Raw genomic sequence first — 19773 nt, 5'->3', positions numbered from 1 at the left:
GATCCGCTGTGCCGCACCGTGGCGCGAGATCCGCCGGTCTCGCCCTCACCGCCTGCACGGCACTCCTGGCCGGATCCGGCCCGCTGATGCCCGTCGATGCCGCGGCGGCGCCCGCCGCGCCCGCGGAGACCGTCGTCCCGGCGACCCTGCGCGGCACCTACACCTCGGCGTCGCTCTACGCCGGCAACACCCGTGCCGGTGCGGGCGGCGCCGGCAGCCAGGGCTTCTTCCACCGGCAGGAGGGCTACTCCGGTCTCGTCTGGTCGCGTTACGGCGGCGGCGCGCCGGTCACCGCGCCGAACCCGGCCGGTACGTACGTCACGGACGGGACCGGCAGCGACGTCCTCGCCTACCGCTATTCCGACCGGGTGGAGCTGTGGGACGCCTCCGACGGGACGACCCGTACGGTGCGCACACCCGAGGGACAGAGCGTCCTCGCCGTCTACGGCACCACCGTCGTCACCGTGCACGAACCCACGACCGAGGAGGAGCCGTCCGCCCGGGTCATGCGTCTGCTGACCGGCGGGCCCGACGGAACCACCCGCGACGTGCCGGTGACCGGCGTCCCGGACGACCTGGTGCTCGGCCAGCCGCGCGCGGCCGACGCGACGAGCGTGCTGTTCACGGCCCGGCAGAACGACGGCACGGCCCGGCTGGTCCTCGTCGACCGGGAGACGGGCCTGGTGCGGGGCTGGACGCAGCCGCTGCCCAGCGGCTACGTCCAGGCGAAGATCTCCCGCGACCGGATCGTGGTGTACAGCGCCGTCGACTCGACCGTGCTGGTGCTGCCCCGCTCCGACGTCTCGGCGACACCGGTCGCGGTCGCGCTGGACAGCGGCTTCGCCCGGCCGGGCCAGGAACTGGCGCTCGTCGGCGACTGGCTGGTCCACCGTCCCGGCACCGGCCCCGTCCTCAAGGCGACACCGGTCACGGGCGGGGACCCGGTCACCGTGGTCACGGGATCGGAGACCGGCCTGGTGAGCGCTCCCGACGGCACCGCCCTCGTCATCGGCCGCACGTCGGCCGCGCTCGACGATCGCGGCGTCCAGCGGATCCTCCCCGGCGACGGCAGCGCGCCCGCCGTCTCCATGGTCGAGCCGCTGCCCCGCCCGGCCGTCCCGGTCGAGGGGCTCGTGCTGAGCCAGGGCAGGCTCGTCGACGCCGAACCGGCGAAGGGCAGCCGCATCCCCTACGTCCGGAATGTGGCCGCGACCGGCACCCCGGAGTACGGCGAGCGCGCCCCCCTGGAACCGACGCCCTACGTGGTCATGGACGACTGCCCGGTCACGGACACCGGCTGCGCGCCGGTCTTCGACGTCGGCGACGGACGTATCGCCTGGCTGGAGCGGCGGAGCGGGGGACAGGACCTGCTCCGGGTCAACGGCCCGGGCGACTACGACCACTACGACCGCTCCGTGCCGGCCGGCGGCCGGATCACCGCCGTCTCGGACAAGTACCTGATCTACACCTCCGCCGGCCAGCAGGCCGTCTACCGTCTGAACGACTACGGCGCCCCGCTGACGCGCGCCCCCGGCAGCGTCTCGGCGTTCGACCTCGTCTCGAAGAAGACCGTCGAGACCGTCGACACCGGCTCGGACTGCGTTCCGCAGGAACTACAGGCCGTGGGCCGGTGGCTGTACTGGAGCTGCGGCCCCGACGGGCCCGCCGGGGTGTACGACCGTACGCGCCGGACGTCGGTGGCCGTCCCCTCCGGGGAGGCGCTGCTCGGCGACGGCTATGTCGTCACGCACGACCGGCGGGCCGGAGAACTGCTGCTCACCACGGTGGACTCCGGTTCGCCCGGCACCCGGGTGATCGGCGGACTGCCCGACACCGGGACCTCGCAGCGGCACGTCCGCTGGACCGTCGACCGGTACAGCGGCAACGCCGCGTACGTGGACGCGCAGGAACGGATCCACCTCGTGCCGTCCGGGGTCGCCACCACCCAGCCCCTGACCACGCTGTGGGAGGCCGACGCCCCGTACGCCCGCGCCGATGCGCCCGAGCCTCCCGCCGGGATGTACGGGACGGCCGTCTTCGACGCCGTGTTCTCCAAGCCGGTCGCGTCCTGGACGTTCGTGGTCCGGGACAGGAACACCGGCAAGGTGGCCGACCGGCGCCAGGGCGGCGACACCCGCGGGCGGCTGGACGTGCAGTGGGCGGGCATGGACCCGGCGAAGCAGTACCGGAGCCCGCTGCCGAACGGCCGGTACACCTGGGAACTCACCGCGAACCCGGCGGACGGCCAGGGGGCCGCGCTGCGCCGCACGGGAACGGTCGAGGTCATCTACGGCCTGCCCGTCCGGCGCGACCACGCGGGATACGGGATGTGGCCCGACGCGGTCGCGGACCTGCTGACGCTGGACTCGCGCGGCACCCTGACGTTCCAGCACGGGAACGGGGCCGGGAAGTTCTCCGGCACGACGTCGGGGAAGGGCTGGTCCACCTCGGTGGTCGCCGTACCGTTCGGGGACCTGGACAAGGACAGGTGCAACGACGTCCTCGTACGGATGGCGGACGGGTCGCTGCGGGCGTACCGGCCCGAGTGCGGCCGGCCGCTCACGCCCTCGACGCCGTACCGGACGCTGAGCGGCGGCACCGGCTGGAAGTCCTACGACGTGCTGACCGCGCCCGGGGACCTCACCGGCGACGGGCTGACCGACCTGCTGGCGCGGAAGGCGTCCACCGGAGAGATGTACCTCTTCGCGGCGAAGACCGACGGCACACTGGCGGCCGGGAAGAAGATCGCCTCGGGCTGGGCCCCGTACACGAAGATCGTCGGAGCCGGCGACCTCAACGGCGACGGCCTCGGGGACGTTCTGGCGCGGTACAAGGACGGGACGCTGTACCGGTTCTACGGGACCAAGGGCGGGTTGCCGAAGACCCGGACCAAGCTGTTCTCGAAGTGGGGTGCCTCGTACAACGCGGTCGTCGGCGTCGGGGACATCACGTCGGACGGCAAGGCCGACCTGGTGGCGCGGGACACCGCGGGGAACCTGTGGCGCCAGAGCGGCGACGGCCGGGGCTCGTTCGGGGCGCCCACGAAGATCGCGACGGGCTGGAAGGGCTACAAGGCCCTGTTCTGAACCGGTTCGGGACGGGGGCGCACCGCCGCGGTGCGCCCCCTGGGGGCTTTCCAGGTCAGCCGGCCGTCACACCGTCCGCCTCGCCGGCCGACGACAGTCGCTGACCGGGCACCAGCTCGGCCAGCTCGCCCGCGTCCGTGCCGCCGGCCGCGGACCGGGTCTCCTGGCCGAGGTTGCGTCGCTCCGCCTTCCGGGCCAGCTCGGCCACCGCGGTGTTGAACTGGTCGATGGACTTCGGCTCGTCCGGGCCGAGCAGGTACCGCTTCAGCTCGGCGCGGTCCGCGGTCAGCGGGTCGGCCGCGGGATCGCGCACGGCGGCCAGCAGACCGCCCAGCTCCTGGGCGCTGTTGGACAGGATCACCGCGGCGCGCACGGCCGTGTTCTGCCGCTTGAACTCCTCGACGCCGAGACCGGCGGAGTCCGTGACCGCGTACGGCTTGCCGCTCGCGATGAAGTCGGAGACCACGCTGGAGATGTCGGAGACCATCGCGTCGGAGACGTTGAAGCAGTCGTACAGGTGCGGCTCGGCGCCCGTGATGACGCGGTGCTCGTGCGCGGGGAACGAACGCCAGTAGGCGGTGTTCCACTCGGCGCGCAGCCCCGCGATCTCCTGGTGCACCGTCACGTCGACCACGCCGTCCCGGGACTGCTCGGCCTCGTCGCCCTTGTCGCCGCCGGTGCCGGACAGTTCGGCGAGCCGGGCCTCGATACGGGTCAGTTCGGCCCCGGCCTCCTCCTGCGCGGCCGGGTCGGCGAAGAACCCGGAGTCCGCGGCGCGCTCCGCGGCGGCCTGCTCGACCAGGGCGGTGATCCGCTCGTGGGCGGCCTTGGCCTTCGCGCTGCGGGTGCCGGTAAAGGGGTGCGGCTTGTAGAGGACGCGGACGGGCGGGTCGGCCTGCACCAGCCGGCGCACGATGTTCTCGCCGGCGAGCAGGATCGAGGTGTTGCCCGGATTGTCGTCCCAGCCCTCCCAGGTGGGCGCGTACAGCACGGTCGGCATCCGGTCCTCGGGCGCGTCCTGCCGGGTCCGGATGGGCGCCAGCTGCGGGCGGCCGACCTCGGCGATGTCGTCGTCGCGGACCCCGACGTCGGCGATGGCGTACCGGTCGCGGCCCGCGCGGCCCGCGGTCCACACCTCGTCGTACACCTTGCTGAACGGGTTGACGCTGGCGATCTTGTCGCTGTCGCCGTGGCCGATGAAGACGTGCTTCATGGTCGGTACGCGCAGCAGGTGGATGTTCTTGCCGACGTTCGCGGCGTACAGCGCGACGCGCACCGTGGACAGGTCGAGGTTCATCAGGTGGACGCCGCCGGGCACGCAGACGACGGGGACCGTGGTCGGGGCCAGGTTCTGCAGGATGACCCGCTCGCGCAGCAGGACCAGCGGCCGGGAGTCCAGTTGCTCCATGGTCTCCAGCCACATGTTCACCTGGTACGCGGAGTCCTTGGAGCCGGAGAAGTAGAGGACGGTCTGCGGCTTGTAGCCGGCCATCCAGTCGTCGACGGCGGCCAGCACCTTGTCGGCGTTCGGCGGGATCCTGCCGCCGCGCACGTAGGGCATGAGCGCGAGGACGTAGAGCAGGGCGAGGAGGACTGTGATGCCGATGCCCGCGTAGCCGTACCAGGACGTGTCCAGCGCGGCGGCGACCAGGATGCCGGCGACCGCGAAGAGGTCGAGGTGGAGCATCTTCTCGGCGGAGCGGTCGAGCAGGCCCTGCGGCGGGGCGTCCGGGATGCGGATGCGCGATGTCAGGTCGACGTTGCGGGTGGCGACCGGCAGCCGGCGGCGGTTGCGGATCAGGGTGACCAGCGCGCCGTGCGGGGCCTGGAGGGCGAAGAAGGCGATGAAGCAGGCGATGGCGCCGTAGTAGATCAGGTTGTCCGCGAGGGACAGCCGGGCCAGCAGCAGGACCAGGAGGAGCTGCCGGATCAGGAAGCGGATCGACAGTCCGGCGCGGACCTTGCTGAGACGGCTGATCAGATAGCTGCCCCTGCGGTGCAGGTAGTGGTCCGCGAGGTAGGTCACCGCGGCCGCGGCCGCGAAGGCGTACACGTTCGGGACGAGCGCGGCCACCATGAGACAGGGGAAGCCCAGCAGCATGAGGACCGCCGCGGCCAGCTCGGCCGCGCTGCCCACCCGGGCGACGCGTATGGCGGTGGATATCACAGAGTACCTTTTACTGACAAAACGGCCGGAATGAGACCTTACGGGCGATCTGCGGTCTTATACATTCAGGTCCCTGCATGTGCCCACGAATTCGGGGCCACAGAGACCTGAATTACAGTTGGCTATTTGCTGTCGATTATGCCACCCCGTCCTGGCGGTCCAGGACGCCGGCCAGTGCCTGCTCGAAGCCGGAGGCCCGGCTCGCGCCCGCCGTCGGATCCTGCTGGCGGACGTCGATGACATGGCCGGTCAGTTCGGACAGCAGCACGTCGAGGGAGGTGCCGGCCACGGCCTCGGAGGAGAGCAGGGAGCCCGCGGGCTCCTGGCCGAAGGCCCTGGTGCGCATCGGGGTGGCGGTGCGCTCCGGGTTGATGCAGTTGACCCGGATCCCGTCGCCGGCCCACTCGTCGGACAGCGCCTGGGTGAGGTTGACCATGGCGGCCTTGGTCGAGGAGTAGAGGCTGTACTCCGCCCGGCCGCGGGTGTAGCTGCTGGAGGTGTACAGCAGCAGCTGGCCCTTGGTCTCGGCCAGGTACTTGTAGGCGGAGCGGGCGATCTGCACCGGGGCCAGGTAGTTGACCCGCAGTGCCTCCTCGATGGTGGCGTTGTCGGTCTCGGCGAGCTTGCCGATGCGCAGCACGCCCGCGGTGTTGACGACGTAGTCGATCCGGCCGGTCTCCGCGTACGCCTTGGACAGCGCGTCGTCGACGTCCTCCGGGTTCTCCACGTGCGTACCGGTGGTGGACCGGCCCAGGGCGTAGACGTGCGCGCCGTAGGACCGGGCGAGTTCGGCGATGTCCTTGCCGATGCCGTACGAACCGCCGAAGATCACGGCGGTCCGGCCGGTGAGCAGTTCGCGGTAGGCGTCCTCGCCCTTCTGCTCGGGGGCGGCGGTGGAGCCGAGCTGGAAGAGCTTGTCGGCGATGAACACGTCGACCGGCTGGGTCACCTTCATGTTGTACTCGTCACCGGCCACGACGTGGATCGGCACGTCGGGCAGGTACTTGAGCACCACCGAGCAGTCGTCGGTGGCCTGGAAGTTGGGGTCCCCTGCGGCGACCTCGTAGGCCCGGCGGATCGTGGACAGCTTGAAGGCTTGCGGGGTCTGGCCGCGGCGCAGCCGGGAGCGGTCCGGGATCTCGGTGATGAACTCGCCGTCCTCGCCGTGGGTGCGCGTGACGATGATGGTGTCCGCGGACGGGATGGCCACGTCCACGGCCTGGTAGCGCCCCAGCGCGGTCACGCAGTCGTCGATGACGCGCTGCGACAGCAGGGGGCGTACGGCGTCGTGGAAGAGGACGTTGAGGTCCTCGCCCTCGGCCAGGCCGGCCCCGAGGGCGGCGATGGCCCGCTCGGTGGTCTCGTTGCGGGAGGAGCCGCCCTCGATGACGGCCTTGACCTTCCGGAGCCCCGCCTTGGCGACGATCTTCTCCACGTCCGCCACATAGCCCGGCGCCATCAGCACGATGACGTCGTCGACCGAGTCCGCCTGCTCGAAGGTGACCAGGGTGTGCTCGATGACCGCCTTGCCGGCGATCTTCAGCAACTGCTTCGGGATCGACAGACCCACGCGCTGGCCGGTGCCGCCGGCCAGGATCACTGCGGTCGTACGGGGCTTGGCTATGCGCTGGGACACAGGTGACCTACCTTGTGGCGTATCGGAACCCGGAAATGGTCCCACTTCGAGTAACCGAAGTGCAAGGTGAACGCCCTTCGTTGCATATGTGGGCGCTACCTGTCATTCACCTTCTGATCCCGGCGGCGGGCGACCCACCGAGTAAGAACGAGTAAGAAACCCGTGGAATTGATGTGAGTAACTCCACAGAGTTATGGTTTTAGTAAACGTGACACACCGTCGGCTCAGCGCCGGCGCAGCCGCCGCAGACAGCGGTGCCCGAGCACCCGGACGAGATCCTTCGACGTGGTCTGATGCACAGTACGCGCCTTGGCCTGCGCGCCGTGCCGCACCGGCGCCGCGGCGGCCGCGGCGAGCGCCCCGTACAGCGCCCGCGCCGCGACCTCGGACGCTATCCGCGCCTCCCACTGGACATCGCCGGACGGCGCCGGCACGGCGGACAGCAGCGCCGGATCACCCAGGACACGCACGCCGGACGCGACGATCCGCTCCACCATCCCGGCGCCGACCCCGGCGGCCGCCTCGACCGCCCACCGGGGAGTGACGATCTTCACGTCATCCGGGCCGGGGCTGCACGAGTTCTTCATATGCATGACCGCGCCGTTACGGACAAGTCGCGAATAAATTTCATCGGGCAGACCATTGCCACGGAATTCCACATTGAGGCTCCGCAGCATTTCGGTCTCGGCGTAGGTGAGGGAACGATTCGCCGTGTCCGAAACTGGCCGGAGGAGATTCTGCGGCAGCCCGAGCAGCGCCTCGAAGGTGCGCATCAGCCCGTCCCGGTCCCCGTCGTCGACCACGACGACGGTGATCCGCTCCGGGCCGACCACCCGGGCCCAGCGCTCGACCAGCCGGTCGTGCCGGTGCCGACGCCAGAAACTCGGATTGGGCTTCTCGTACGGCGGTTTGCGGAGCATGTGCTCCAGCCAGTCCGGGTAGCCCATGCGCAGGCCGTTCTGCACGTACTGCTGCCACTGCGAGGGCATGATCCTGACCAGCGGGCGCAAGGTGACCAGGACGTGCACCCGGTCGCCGCCGAGTTGCTCCACGATCCGTCCGATGGCCGCCTCGTCCACGGCGTCGGCGAAGAACTCGCTGCTCACCACCGAGGTGCGCGGGCCGGCCGCCCGCACCTGACCGACCAGCCGGGTCCAGTGCCGCTCGGTGGGCACGGTGTCGCCCATCATCCCGGGCCGGGCGCAGGCGGCCAGGGCGGCTTCCATGGGGTGCCGGGTGTGCGCCGGGAACACGACGCCGTGGTCCGGCAGTGTCTCCTTCGCGGCGAACAGCGCGCCCTGGATGGCGGTGGTCCCGGTTTTGTGCGGGCCTATGTGCAGCAGGCGGGTGCCGGCCGGCAGCGGGGCGGGGGCGGCGGCGCGGTCGGCGCGCGGTGCGGCCCGGTCGGCCCGGTCAGCGCGGTCGGCCCGGTCGGCGCGGTCGGCGCGGTCGGCGCGGTCGGTGGTCCCGTTCACCGGGATGTCGTCTCTCGTACAGTCCGTCTCCATGGTCACGGGAGAGTAAGAGCCTTACCTGAGACTTACCTGAGAACGCCCTGGGACTGCGGTGAGTCCCAGGGCGTTCCCGTGCACCGCCGGACCGTACGCACACCTGGCCTGTCGGGCCCCACGCACACCGGACCCGTCGAACCGTACGCACACCGGGCCCGTCGAACCGTGCGCACACCGCCCCGGACCGTCAGACCGTGCGCACGCCCGGTTCGTCCGCCTCCACCCGCAGCGTGGCCAGCGTGCTCGTGTTCGCCCGCGGGGCGAGCACGGTGTCCACAACCCGTACCCGCGCGTCGATGCCGTCGCGGCCGATGTCGAAGAGGTGGTAGCCGCGGTGCGCGTCGATCACCTTCCAGTGCGGGTTGTCCGCCTTCAGCGGGTCCCACTGGGCGTGGAAGGCGGCCTGGTCCTGGTCGCCGTTGCTGGAGACGGAGGTGCCGACGAACTCGGCGCCGACGACGGCCGAGTCCGGATCGGCGAAGTCCTCCTTCAGATCACTGATCATCGTCAGGTGCCGGTCGCCGCTGAGCACCACCGGGTTGCGGACGGACCTGAACTCCTTGAGCAGGGCGTTGCGTTCGGCCTGGTAGCCGTCCCAGGCGTCGTAGTACCAGAGCTTGCCCGCGCCGGGCAGCAGATCGGTCTCGGCCATCATGATCTGCGAGGCGATCAGGTTCCAGTCGGCCGGGGAGCCGTGCAGCCCGTCGAGCAGCCACCGCTTCTGGGCGGCGCCGAGCATCGTCGCCGACGGGTCCTGGGCGCCGGCCTGGGTGGTGGCCTGGTCGCTGCGGAACTGCCGGGTGTCCAGGACGTTGAACCGGGCCAGCCGGCCGAAGTCCAGCCGGCGGTACATCCGGATGTGCGGGCCGTTCGGGATCGCGGTCGCGCGGACCGGCATGTGCTCGTAGTACGCCTGGTAGGCCGCGGTCAGCCGGGCCGTGAAGGCGTCGTGCGCCTGCTTGTCCGGGTCCTGCGGCACCTCCCCCGCGAAGTCGTTGTCGACCTCGTGGTCGTCGAAGGTGACCACCCAGGGAGCGTGCGCGTGCATCACGGCCAGATCCGGGTCCGAGCGGTACTGGGCGTAGCGGTTGCGGTACTGCTCCAGGGTGTACGGCTCACCCTGGCCCTCGTGACGGCGCACCGCCGTCGCGGACGGCGCCGACTCGTAGATGTAGTCGCCGACGAACAGCACGACGTCGGGATCCTGGGCGAGCATGTCGGCGTACGGGGTGAAGTAGCCGTTCTGCCAGTTCTGGCAGGAGGCCAGCGCCACGCGGAGCGAACCTCCCGCGCGGTGCGGGTCGGGCGCGGTACGGGTGCGCCCGGTGGGCGAGAGCCGGCCGCCGGTGCGGAAGCGGTACCAGTACGCGCGGTCCGGGCGCAGCCCCCGCACGTCCACGTGGACGCTGTGCCCGTACGCGGGCCGGGCCGGGGCGGCGCCCCGGCGCACGGTCCGCCGGAACCGCTCGTCCTCGGCGATCTCCCACTCGACCGGGACGGTGGTGTCGGGCATGCCACCGCCGTTCAGCGGGTCCGGGGCGAGCCGGGTCCACAGCACGATGCCGTCCGGCAGGGGGTCGCCGGAGGAGACGCCGAGGCCGAACACCCCGTCGGGCAGCCGGGTGCCGGCCGCCCTGGCCCGGGTGGGCAGCCACAACTGGGCGGAGGCCGCGGCGCCGAGCACGGCGGCACCGGCGGTCAGGAAGCGGCGACGGTCGGGCGAAACTGCTCCGGTCATGTGCTGACTCCCTTGCCACAGTGACCTCTTGGGCACGGACCTTCGGAAGCTCCCACGGCCGGACGGACCGCGCCCTGAACAGAGGTGTGCACACAGATGACGAACAGGAAGACAACGAAGACAACAAGGGGACCCGCCACGGCTCGGGGGAGGCACACGGGCCCGTCCCGACGAGCCGCAACGGGTCCGACGGCCGAGACGACGTCCTACGCCGGCCGTTCCCGGCGAGCGACACCGGCCGGCGGTCAGCCGGTCAGCCGGTCAGCCGGTCAGCCGGTCAGCCGCCAGGAACGCCCTGACCGGCAGGTCCGGACTCCCCCACCGCACACGAACGGGCCCGGGCCGCCGCCTCACGCGAACAACCCGGGCCGCCGCCTCACTCGAACGGATCGAACTCGTCGAACTCCCGGGTGGCCTCGTCGCGTTCGACCTGCCGCTCACGCCGCCGGTGGACGGCGGCCCGCTGCTCCTCGAACCGGTGGTCCTCACCGCGCCGCCCGAGCATCTCCGCGCCCGCCGACACCGACGGCTCCCAGTCGAAGACGACCGCGTTCTCCTCGGGGCCGATGGCGACGCCGTCCCCGGCGCGGGCGCCCGCCTTCATCAACTCGTCTTCCACACCGAGCCGGTTGAGCCGGTCGGCGAGATAGCCGACGGCCTCGTCGTTGGTGAAGTCGGTCTGCCGGACCCAGCGTTCCGGCTTCTCGCCGCGCACCCGGAACAGACCGTCGTCCTCAAGCGTCACCGAGAAGCCCGCGTCGTCGACGGCCTGCGGCCGGATGACGATCCGCGTCGCCTCCTCCTTCGGCTTCGCGGCCCGCGCCGCGCCGACCAACTCGCCCAGTGCGTACGACAGTTCCTTCAGACCGATGTGCGCCACCGCCGACACCTCGTAGACCCGGTAGCCGCGCGCCTCCAGATCGGGTCGCACCAGCTCGGCCAGCTCCTTGCCGTCCGGCACGTCGACCTTGTTGAGGACGACGATCCGGGGACGGTCGCCGAGTCCGCCGTACTGCTGCAACTCCTCCTCGATGACGTCGAGGTCGGAGACCGGGTCGCGGTCGGACTCCAGGGTGGCGGTGTCCAGCACGTGCACCAGCACGCTGCACCGCTCCACGTGCCGCAGGAACTCCAGGCCGAGCCCCTTGCCCTGGCTGGCGCCGGGGATCAGCCCCGGCACGTCCGCGACGGTGTACACGGTCGAGCCCGCGGTCACCACGCCCAGGTTCGGTACGAGGGTGGTGAAGGGGTAGTCGGCGATCTTCGGCTTGGCCGCGCTCAGCACCGAGATCAGCGACGACTTGCCCGCACTCGGATAGCCGACGAGGGCCACGTCGGCGACCGTCTTCAGCTCCAGCACGATGTCCTGGAGGTCGCCCGGCTCGCCGAGCAGCGCGAAGCCGGGCGCCTTGCGCCGGGCCGAGGCCAGCGCCGCGTTGCCGAGCCCGCCCCGGCCGCCCTGCGCGGCGATGTACGACGTGCCGTGCCCGACCAGGTCGGCGAGCACGTTGCCCGCCTTGTCCAGCACGACGGTGCCGTCCGGCACCGGCAGCACCAGGTCCAGGCCGTCCTTGCCGGAGCGGTTGCCGCCCTCGCCGGGCTTGCCGTTGGTGGCCTTGCGGTGCGGGGAGTGGTGGTAGTCGAGCAGCGTGGTGACGGACTGGTCGACGGTCAGGATCACGTCTCCGCCGCGCCCCCCGTTGCCGCCGTCCGGGCCGCCCAGCGGCTTGAACTTCTCGCGGTGGACGGAGGCACAGCCGTGACCTCCGTTACCCGCGGCGACATGCAGCTCGACGCGGTCCACGAAGGTGGTCATGGTGGGTGCCTCCTGGGAATACCCCGGCCGCGGGCAGGGGACGTACGGATGAATTGCTGGGTGACACGTGAAACACGCGAAAGGCGGACCCGCCTTCCCGCCCGGGAAGTGAGGTCCGCCTCGCGAAACGTACGGTCTGGAGCCTGGGTCAGGCGACTCTGAGGAGCCTGGGTCAGGCGACCGGGACGATGTTCACGACCTTGCGGCCACGGTGGGTACCGAACTCCACCGCACCGGCCTGCAGCGCGAACAGCGTGTCGTCGCCGCCGCGGCCGACACCGGCGCCCGGGTGGAAGTGGGTGCCGCGCTGGCGGACCAGGATCTCACCCGCGTTGACGACCTGACCGCCGAAGCGCTTCACGCCGAGCCGCTGGGCATTGGAGTCGCGACCGTTCCGGGTGGACGATGCGCCCTTCTTGTGTGCCATGTCTCCTCAGTCCTTACTTCGCAGCCGCGGGGATCGCGGTGACCTTGATCGCCGTGTACTGCTGGCGGTGGCCCTGGCGACGACGGTAGCCGGTCTTGTTCTTGTAGCGCAGAATGTCGATCTTCTGGCCCTTGTGGTGGTCCACGACCTCGGCCTGGACCTTGATGCCGGCCAGCACCCACGGGTCGCTGGTCACAGCGTCGCCGTCGACAACGAGCAGGGTCGAGAGCTCGACCGTGTCGCCAACCTTGGCGGTGGAAATCTTGTCAACCTCGACGACGTCGCCGACAGCAACCTTGTGCTGGCGACCGCCGCTGCGCACGATGGCGTACACGCGGATCTCTCTTTCGCTCGGAGACGGCACCCTCGCAGGCCAGCCGTCCAGGAACACCATGGACGACCTCTCCCGGCCAACCCTGCGCCCGGGAGGAAGAGGTTTACGAGGATGTGGCGTGCCTCTGTGAACGGACACGCCGACGGTCAAGGTTACGGGGAGCTGACCGAGGGGGTCAAACCGGGCCCGGACCGGACCCGACCCGGCCCCGGCACACCCCCGGTTCGCCCCCTGGTACGAGTGAGCCGCGGCCGGTCGCAGGGACCGGCCGCGGCTCCCGTCGGACCGGGTCAGACCTCGTCGGCGGTGGCCGCCACCGCGGTCTTCTTCGCCGTCGTCTTGGCGGCGGCCGTCTTGGCGGTCTTGGCCGCCTTCTTGGCCGTCGTCTTCTTGGCGGCCGTCTTCTTGGCTGCGGTCTTCTTGGTGGCGGCCTTCTTCGCCGTGGCCTTCTTGGCGGTCTTACGGGCCGCCTTCTTGGCCGGTGCCGGTTCCTCGGCCGCCTCCTCGGTGACCGCGACCGGCTCGGGTCCGGCCTCCTCCGGCGCGGCGGACGCGACGACCACCACGGCGGCGGCCTCGGACGCGGTCGGCGCGGTTTCCCTGCGCACTGCACGGCGCCGCGGACGGGCCGGGGCGACGTCCTCGGCGGGCACCTCCGCGGCCGGGGCCTCGGCAGCCGGCTCCACCACCGTTTCCGCGACCACGGGCGCGGTCTCGGCGACCGTCACCACGGCGGCCTCGGCACCCGCGGGCGCCGACACCTTCCGGGTCGCGCGACGGCGCGTGCGCCCGGCGGGCGCCGCCTCCTCGACGGCCGGTTCCGGCTGGGCCGGACGTCCGTCCTGCGCCGCACTGTCCGCGGCGCCCACGGTCACGGCTGCCTCGGTCACGGTGGCCTCGGTCACGGCTGCCTCCGCCGGGGCGGCGGCGTGGGTGTGCGGGGCCTCCGCGGCCTCCGTCTGCCCGGACTCGCTCCTGGGCGCGCCCGCCGGAGCCGAGGCCCGGCGGCTCGCCCGGCGCCGGTTGCGCCCGCGGCCGGTCGCCGCGGCCTCCGCCTCGGCGACGCTGCTGTACAGCTCCTCGTCGGGGGCGAAGTCGGGCGCGGGCAGCGCGACGGGCACGGCGGCCTCCGCGGCGACCTCGGCCTCGCTCTCCGCCTCCTGTTCGGCGGTCGCGATCACCTCGGCGACCGCGGCCCCGGCGGCCTCCGTCTCGTGCACATGGCCGTCGCCGCCGCGCCCGCGCTTCTTCCGCTTGCCGCCGCCCACGGACGTCGGCTGCTCCATGTGCACGATGACGCCACGGCCGTTGCAGTGGACGCAGGTCTCCGAGAAGGACTCCAGCAGCCCCTGGCCGACCCGCTTGCGGGTCATCTGCACCAGGCCGAGCGAGGTCACCTCGGCCACCTGGTGCTTCGTACGGTCCCGGCCCAGGCACTCCAGGAGGCGCCGCAGCACCAGGTCCCGGTTGGACTCCAGCACCATGTCGATGAAGTCGATGACGATGATGCCGCCGAGGTCGCGCAGCCTGAGCTGGCGCACGATCTCCTCCGCCGCCTCCAGGTTGTTCCTGGTGACGGTCTCTTCGAGGTTGCCACCCTGACCGGTGAACTTGCCGGTGTTGACGTCGATGACGACCATCGCCTCGGTCCGGTCGATGACCAGCGAACCGCCACTGGGCAGCCAGACCTTGCGGTCCAGCGCCTTGGCGAGCTGCTCGTCGATCCGGTACGTGGCGAAGACGTCGACCTCGCTGGTCCACTTCTGGAGCCGCTCGGCCAGGTCGGGCGCGACGTGCGCGACGTACCCGTGGACGGTCTCCCAGGCGTCACCGCCGCTGACGATGACCTTGGAGAAGTCCTCGTTGAAGATGTCGCGCACGACCCGGACGGTCATGTCCGGCTCGCCGTACAGCAGCGACGGCGCGTTCGAGCTGCCGCCGTTCTTCGACTTCTTCCGGATGTCCTCCCACTGCGCCTGCAACCGCTCGACGTCCCGGCGCAGCTCGTCCTCGCTCGCGCCCTCGGCGGCGGTGCGCACGATGACGCCCGCGTCCTCGGGGACGACCTTCTTGAGGATGGTCTTCAGCCGCGCCCGCTCGGTGTCGGGCAGCTTGCGGCTGATGCCGGTCATCGAGCCCTCGGGCACGTACACGAGGTAGCGGCCCGGCAGGGACACCTGGCTGGTCAGGCGCGCGCCCTTGTGTCCGATCGGGTCCTTCGTCACCTGGACGAGCACGGACTGCCCGGACTTCAGGGCGGATTCGATACGGCGCGGCCCATTGCCCATGCCCAGCGCCTCGAAGTTGACCTCGCCGGCGTAGAGCACGGCGTTGCGGCCCTTGCCGATGTCGATGAAGGCGGCCTCCATCGACGGCAGCACGTTCTGCACCTTGCCGAGGTAGACGTTGCCGACGTACGAGGTCGACTGCTCCTTGTTGACGTAGTGCTCGACGAGCACGTCGTCCTCCAGGACGCCGATCTGCGTGCGGTCGCCGTTCTGCCGTACGACCATCACGCGCTCGACGGCCTCGCGGCGGGCCAGGAACTCGGCCTCGGTGATGATGGGAACTCGGCGGCGGCCCTGTTCGCGGCCCTCGCGGCGGCGCTGCTTCTTCGCCTCCAGCCGGGTCGAGCCCTTGATGGACTGCACCTCGTCGGACGGTTCGGCGGCCTTGCGGGGCTCGCGGACCTTGACGACGGTGCGCTCCGGGTCGCCCTCGCCGGGCTCGGTGTCGGCCGAGGTGTCACCGGCGCGGCGCCTGCGGCGGCGCCGGCGGCGGCTGGAGCTGGACCCGGAGCCGTCGTCGGAACGGAAGTCGGCGTCCTCTTCCTCCTGCTCGGCGGTGTCCTCGGCGTCCTGCGCGGCCTGCTCGGCGGCGAGGTCGTCGGAGTCGGCGTCCGTGCCGTCGCCCGCCTCGCCGTCGGCGGCGTCACCGCGACGGCGGCGACGGCCGCCCCGCCGGCGACGACGGCGCGAACCGGTCTCCTCGGTGTCGTCGCCGTCGACGGCGTCGTCGGCCGACTCCTCCGGCTCCTCCGGTTCCTCCACGGTGTCCTCGGCGTGGGGCGCGGTGGTCCGGGGCTCCTCGTCGTGAGAGGTGCTCCGGCGACGGCGCCGGCGCCGCGGACCGGTCTCGGTCTCCGTCTCGGCCTGCTCGTCCGCGTAGGCGTCGGTCTCCTCCGCCTCGGCGGCCTCCGCGGCGGCTTCGGCGGCGGCCCGCTCCGGGGTCTGGAACTTCGGCTCGGTGAACACCGGCGCCTGGAAGACGGCGACGGCCGGCCGGGCGGGCCGGCGCGACGTCCCGGCTTCGGCGGGCTCGGCGGGCTCTGCGGGTTCCTCCGCCGCCGACGGGGCCTGCTGCCGCGCGGGCTCGGAGAACCCGGAGGCGGCCTGCCGCACGACGCGACGACGGGAACGGCGGGTGGCACTCTCCTCGACGGTCCTGGTCTCGACCGCGACGGAGCGTCCGGCCGCGGTGCCGCTCTCGGCGACGGCACCGTTCTCGGCGGCGGGGCCGGTCAGCGACGCGACGGCGGACTCGATGCCGGGGCCGGTCTCGGCGTCGTCGGGTGCGGTGGCGGGCGGCGACACCCGGCGGGTGGCGCGACGGCGGACGCGCCGCACCCCGCTCTCCACGTCGTCGGCAGGCGCCTCGGCGACGGCGGGAACCTCGGCCACGGCGGCGACCTCGGCGGTCTCCGGCGGCTCGACGGCTTCCGCGGCGGGCGCTGCGGCCTCGTCGGGCGCGGACACCCGGCGGGTGGCACGACGACGGGTGCGCGGGGCGGGTGCGGACTCCTCGACCACGGCGGATGCGGCAGCGACGTCGGCATCGGCGGCCGTGGGCTCGGCGCTCTCGACGACCTCGGCGGCGGCCGGGGCAACACCGGCGGGCGCGGACGCCCGGCGGGTGGCACGACGGCGGGTACGGGGCGCGGGGGCGGGCTCCTCGTCGGTGCCCGGCGCCGCGGCGCTCCCGGCGGCGGCCACGGGCGCCACGGGGGTCTCGGCGGGCACCGGGACGACGGTCTCGGCGGCGGCCGGAGCACCGGCGGGCGCCGACGCACGACGTGTGGCACGACGGCGCGGAGCGGCAGCAGGCGCGGGCTCCTCGCCGGCGGCGGGTGCCTCGGCAACGGCCTCGGGCTGCTCGGCAGCGGCCGGTACGACGGTTTCGGTGGCCTGCGCGGCGGCCGGGGCGCCGGCGGGCGCGGACGCCCGGCGGGTCGCGCGACGGCGCGTACGCGGGGCGGGCGCGGCCTCCTCGACGACGGCGATCGCCTCGGCGGCCTCTTCCGTCACTTCGGCCCCGCTGGTCAGCCCGGTGTCCACGGTCTCTTCGGTCTCTTCGATGATGTCGGTGTCTTCGGCTTTCTGGGTCTCGTCCGTGCCGACGGCCGCGGGCGCTTCGGCGCTCTCCCGCGTGGCCAGGGTCACGTCGTTCTGTGCCGTCCGTGCCGTCGCGTCGACGGCCTCGGTCTCGGCGTCCGTCCCGGTGATCAGGGCCGCCTCCGAACGGAGTTCGCCGGAGTCCTTGGCGGCGGGCGGGCCCGCCGGCCGGGAGGCGCTACGGCGGCGCCTGCGCGGCGGCAGCGTGTCGCTGGGGGTGTTCAGTTCGGAACCCTCTGCGGGTTCGATCGGTTCGAGCATGCGGGCGTTTCTCCCGTCAGGCTCCCGGGCGCCGCGCCTGGTCCGGCGTCGATCCGCTCGAACGAACGCCGCTGACGTCCGCGGCCCGCTCGATGCGCGATGGCCGCCGTCCGGGGCGCGGGCGCCGCACGGGAGCTCTCCGTGTCCTGTCTCGCCGGTTCCGTACGCCTTGTCGTGCACGGCCTGGCGAAAGTCTTCTGGTCGGTGCGCTGCCCGACCCAGGTGGCTCCCGAGTACGAGGGCGGCGCTTCGACGCCCATCCCTACGCGGGACCTTCCGGCACCGGCGCCGTCGCGGCGGCAGTGGCGGCGGCCGGTTGCGGCTCGGTCGCTGCTGCCTCGCGGTCGGGCGCGAGCGGGTCGGTCACCGTGCCGGTCTCTTCATCGAGCAGCCCCTGCGCCAGCCTGGTCACCGCTGCGGGGACCGGCGGCGCCAGGTCGGCCACGGCGCGGAGACCGGACAGGACGTCGTCGGGTCGTACGGCAGGCGTCACGTGCCGAACAACCAGCCGCAGTATCGCACAGGGCTGGTCGGTCGGCCTATCAGGCTGCGAACTGTGCGTTTCCACGTTCGCCAGGCTTTCCAGACCGACGACGGCGGCGCGGGCGTCGAACGTGCGCACACCGTTCTTGGTCCTGCGCTGCACTTCGACGGTCTCGGCCTCCGTGAAGGTCTTGACCGCGCGTGCAGCGTCGGCCGGGTCCACGCCGTCCAGCCGCAGCTCCCACACGGAGGCGGTCAGCCGGTCGGCGAGCCCCGACGTCCGCGCCTCGACCGCGTCGACGATGTCGAGCCCGGTGGGCAGCGACGCGTCGAGCAGGGCACGCAAGGTGTCCGGGTCGCGGGCGGCGGCGAGCGCGATCTCCAGGTATTCCGCCTCACTGCCCGTGCCGGTGGGTGCGGCATTGGCGTACGACACCTTCGGATGCGGCGTGAACCCCGCCGAGTACGCCATCGGTACCTCGGCACGGCGCAGCGCACGCTCGAAGGCGCGCTGGAAGTCACGGTGGCTGGTGAACCGGAGGCGGCCGCGCTTGGTGTAGCGCAGTCGGATGCGCTGCACCGCCGGTGCGGGCGGCGGGCCTTCGGGCTGTCGCTTGCCCAGTGTCGTTCAGTCCTTAGTGAGTGCGGTCGTACTGCTACCAAGAGTACGTGTCCGAGGGCCCACGGGTTCCCGGCGATCGGTCGCCGCCGGTCACCGGGGCTTGCCGAACAGCGCCCGGCGGAGATCGGCGCGCACCTGCCGTACGGTCTCGCGCGCGGCGGCCGTCGCCTGCCGGGCGGCCCGCCCCGCGGCGCGCGCGGCCTCGACGGCCGGCCGCAGGACCGCGGCGCGGAGGACGTGCCCGGCCGGGGTGAGGACCGTCCGGTACGCCCAGCGCGCCGGTGCCACGAGGATCCACCGGAAGAGGGGCGCGAGGAACCGGCCGACGGCGCGGGACACGTACCCGGCGATGCGCCAGGCGTGCCCGAACGCCGCACCGGTCTCCCGCGCGACGACGGCGAGGAACCGTCCGGCGGGCCGGAGCACCCAGCGCCACAGGGCGACGGCGGGCAGCACGAGCAGGATCCGGACCGTCCAGTACAGGACCGCGCCCAGCAGGCCGGCGGCGGCGACGGCGAGCCGGCTCAGGGCCCGTCCGGCGGGCGCGAGGACCTGGGCGTACAGCCATCGCGCGGGGACGGCGAGCAGGCGCCGCACCAGCCGGGCGATCGCGGCGAACGTCCTGCTCCTGAGGGCGGCACAGCGGATCCGGGCGGCCGAGAACAGCCGGGCGACGCCCCGGGCGGCGGGCGCGAGCACGCGCGCGTACAGCCACGCGCATCCGGCGCCAACCGCCCCGGCGAGCCGGCGGAGGGCGTGTCCGGCCGGGGTGAGCACGCGCGCGTACAGCCACGCGCATCCGGCCCTGGCCGCCCGCGCCAGTCGGCCGAGGGCGTGTCCGGCCGGGGTGAGCACGTACCGGTACAGCCCGCCGAGCAGGACGACGGCCAGGGCGTGCCCGAGTCGTGCGAGTGCCGTGGCGGCGGGCTTGAGGACGTAGCGCCACAGGGCCGTCGCGGGGCGGACGAGGGCGGCCCCGCCGAACCACCGCAGTGCCCGGCCGAGCGGGCGCAGCACGGTGGCGGTGAGCCGCCGGCCGGCCGCGGCCGACGCGTCCCACGTGATCCGCACCGGCACCACCAGCACGAGCACCACGATCCGCACGGGTATCCGGATGGCGACGACGAGGCACCCCTGCGGATCCCGCGGCCCGGGCCCGGACGGCGGGGGCGGCTCTTTTTCGAGATCCATGACGGGGTGGACGCGCCGGGCGGGGACACGGATGCGCCGGGCCCGCCGTATCCGGCGGGCCCGGCGCGTGCGACCGCCCGGTCAGGGGGTCTGGCCACCGCCGCGGAACG

The 19773-nt window shown here is 72.6% G+C and carries 10 protein-coding genes and 1 pseudogene; 1 reads left to right on the top strand and 10 read right to left on the bottom strand.

Translation table 11 applies throughout. From position 1 onward, the window contains the following. Window positions 1-8 precede the first annotated feature (8 nt). Complete coding sequence (locus tag ACFY2B_RS09555) at window positions 9-3086, top strand: FG-GAP repeat domain-containing protein (protein ID WP_390762572.1); 3078 nt, start codon at window positions 9-11, stop codon at window positions 3084-3086. A 55-nt stretch (window positions 3087-3141) separates the two neighbouring features. On the opposite strand, the gene ACFY2B_RS09550 is transcribed toward ACFY2B_RS09555, so the two are convergent. The 10 genes and pseudogenes from ACFY2B_RS09550 to ACFY2B_RS09505 form a co-directional block, all read right to left on the bottom strand. After that, window positions 3142-5223 carry a hypothetical protein gene (locus ACFY2B_RS09550; protein WP_390762657.1) on the bottom strand — a complete coding sequence of 694 codons (2082 nt, stop codon included), beginning with the start codon at window positions 5221-5223 and terminating at the stop codon, window positions 3142-3144. A gap of 166 nt (window positions 5224-5389) precedes the next feature. Next, entirely contained in the window at window positions 5390-6889 is a 1500-nt protein-coding gene (locus ACFY2B_RS09545) for an SDR family NAD(P)-dependent oxidoreductase (protein ID WP_390762571.1), read from the bottom strand. Window positions 6890-7113: 224 nt separating this feature from the next. Continuing rightward, on the bottom strand, window positions 7114-8397 hold the full coding sequence (locus ACFY2B_RS09540) for a hypothetical protein (protein ID WP_390762570.1): 1284 nt from the start codon (window positions 8395-8397) through the stop codon (window positions 7114-7116). Window positions 8398-8587: 190 nt separating this feature from the next. Then, window positions 8588-10138 (bottom strand): alkaline phosphatase D family protein, encoded by a 1551-nt coding sequence (locus ACFY2B_RS09535; RefSeq protein WP_390762569.1) that lies wholly within the window; start codon window positions 10136-10138, stop codon window positions 8588-8590. A 376-nt stretch (window positions 10139-10514) separates the two neighbouring features. Beyond that, window positions 10515-11954, bottom strand: a complete 1440-nt coding sequence (gene obgE / locus ACFY2B_RS09530; RefSeq protein WP_390762568.1) for a GTPase ObgE — start codon at window positions 11952-11954, stop codon at window positions 10515-10517. A 172-nt stretch (window positions 11955-12126) separates the two neighbouring features. Further along, window positions 12127-12381: a 50S ribosomal protein L27 gene (gene rpmA / locus ACFY2B_RS09525; protein WP_023550764.1), complete on the bottom strand. Its 255-nt coding sequence runs from the start codon at window positions 12379-12381 to the stop codon at window positions 12127-12129. A 13-nt stretch (window positions 12382-12394) separates the two neighbouring features. Further along, window positions 12395-12715, bottom strand: a complete 321-nt coding sequence (gene rplU / locus ACFY2B_RS09520; RefSeq protein WP_376534340.1) for a 50S ribosomal protein L21 — start codon at window positions 12713-12715, stop codon at window positions 12395-12397. A gap of 290 nt (window positions 12716-13005) precedes the next feature. Further along, window positions 13006-17367, bottom strand: coding sequence for a ribonuclease E/G (locus tag ACFY2B_RS09515; RefSeq protein WP_390762567.1), 4362 nt, complete (start codon window positions 17365-17367; stop codon window positions 13006-13008). A gap of 262 nt (window positions 17368-17629) precedes the next feature. Beyond that, window positions 17630-18430, bottom strand: a complete 801-nt coding sequence (locus ACFY2B_RS09510) for a TIGR03936 family radical SAM-associated protein (protein ID WP_376525957.1) — start codon at window positions 18428-18430, stop codon at window positions 17630-17632. Window positions 18431-18478: 48 nt separating this feature from the next. Then, a pseudogene (locus ACFY2B_RS09505) lies at window positions 18479-19663 on the bottom strand (hypothetical protein). Between the last annotated feature and the right edge of the window lie 110 nt (window positions 19664-19773).

It is taken from the genome of Streptomyces sp. NPDC001270, from assembly GCF_042896695.1.
In the GTDB taxonomy this organism is placed as follows: domain Bacteria; phylum Actinomycetota; class Actinomycetes; order Streptomycetales; family Streptomycetaceae; genus Streptomyces.
This window is presented reverse-complemented; position numbering and strand designations above follow the sequence as displayed.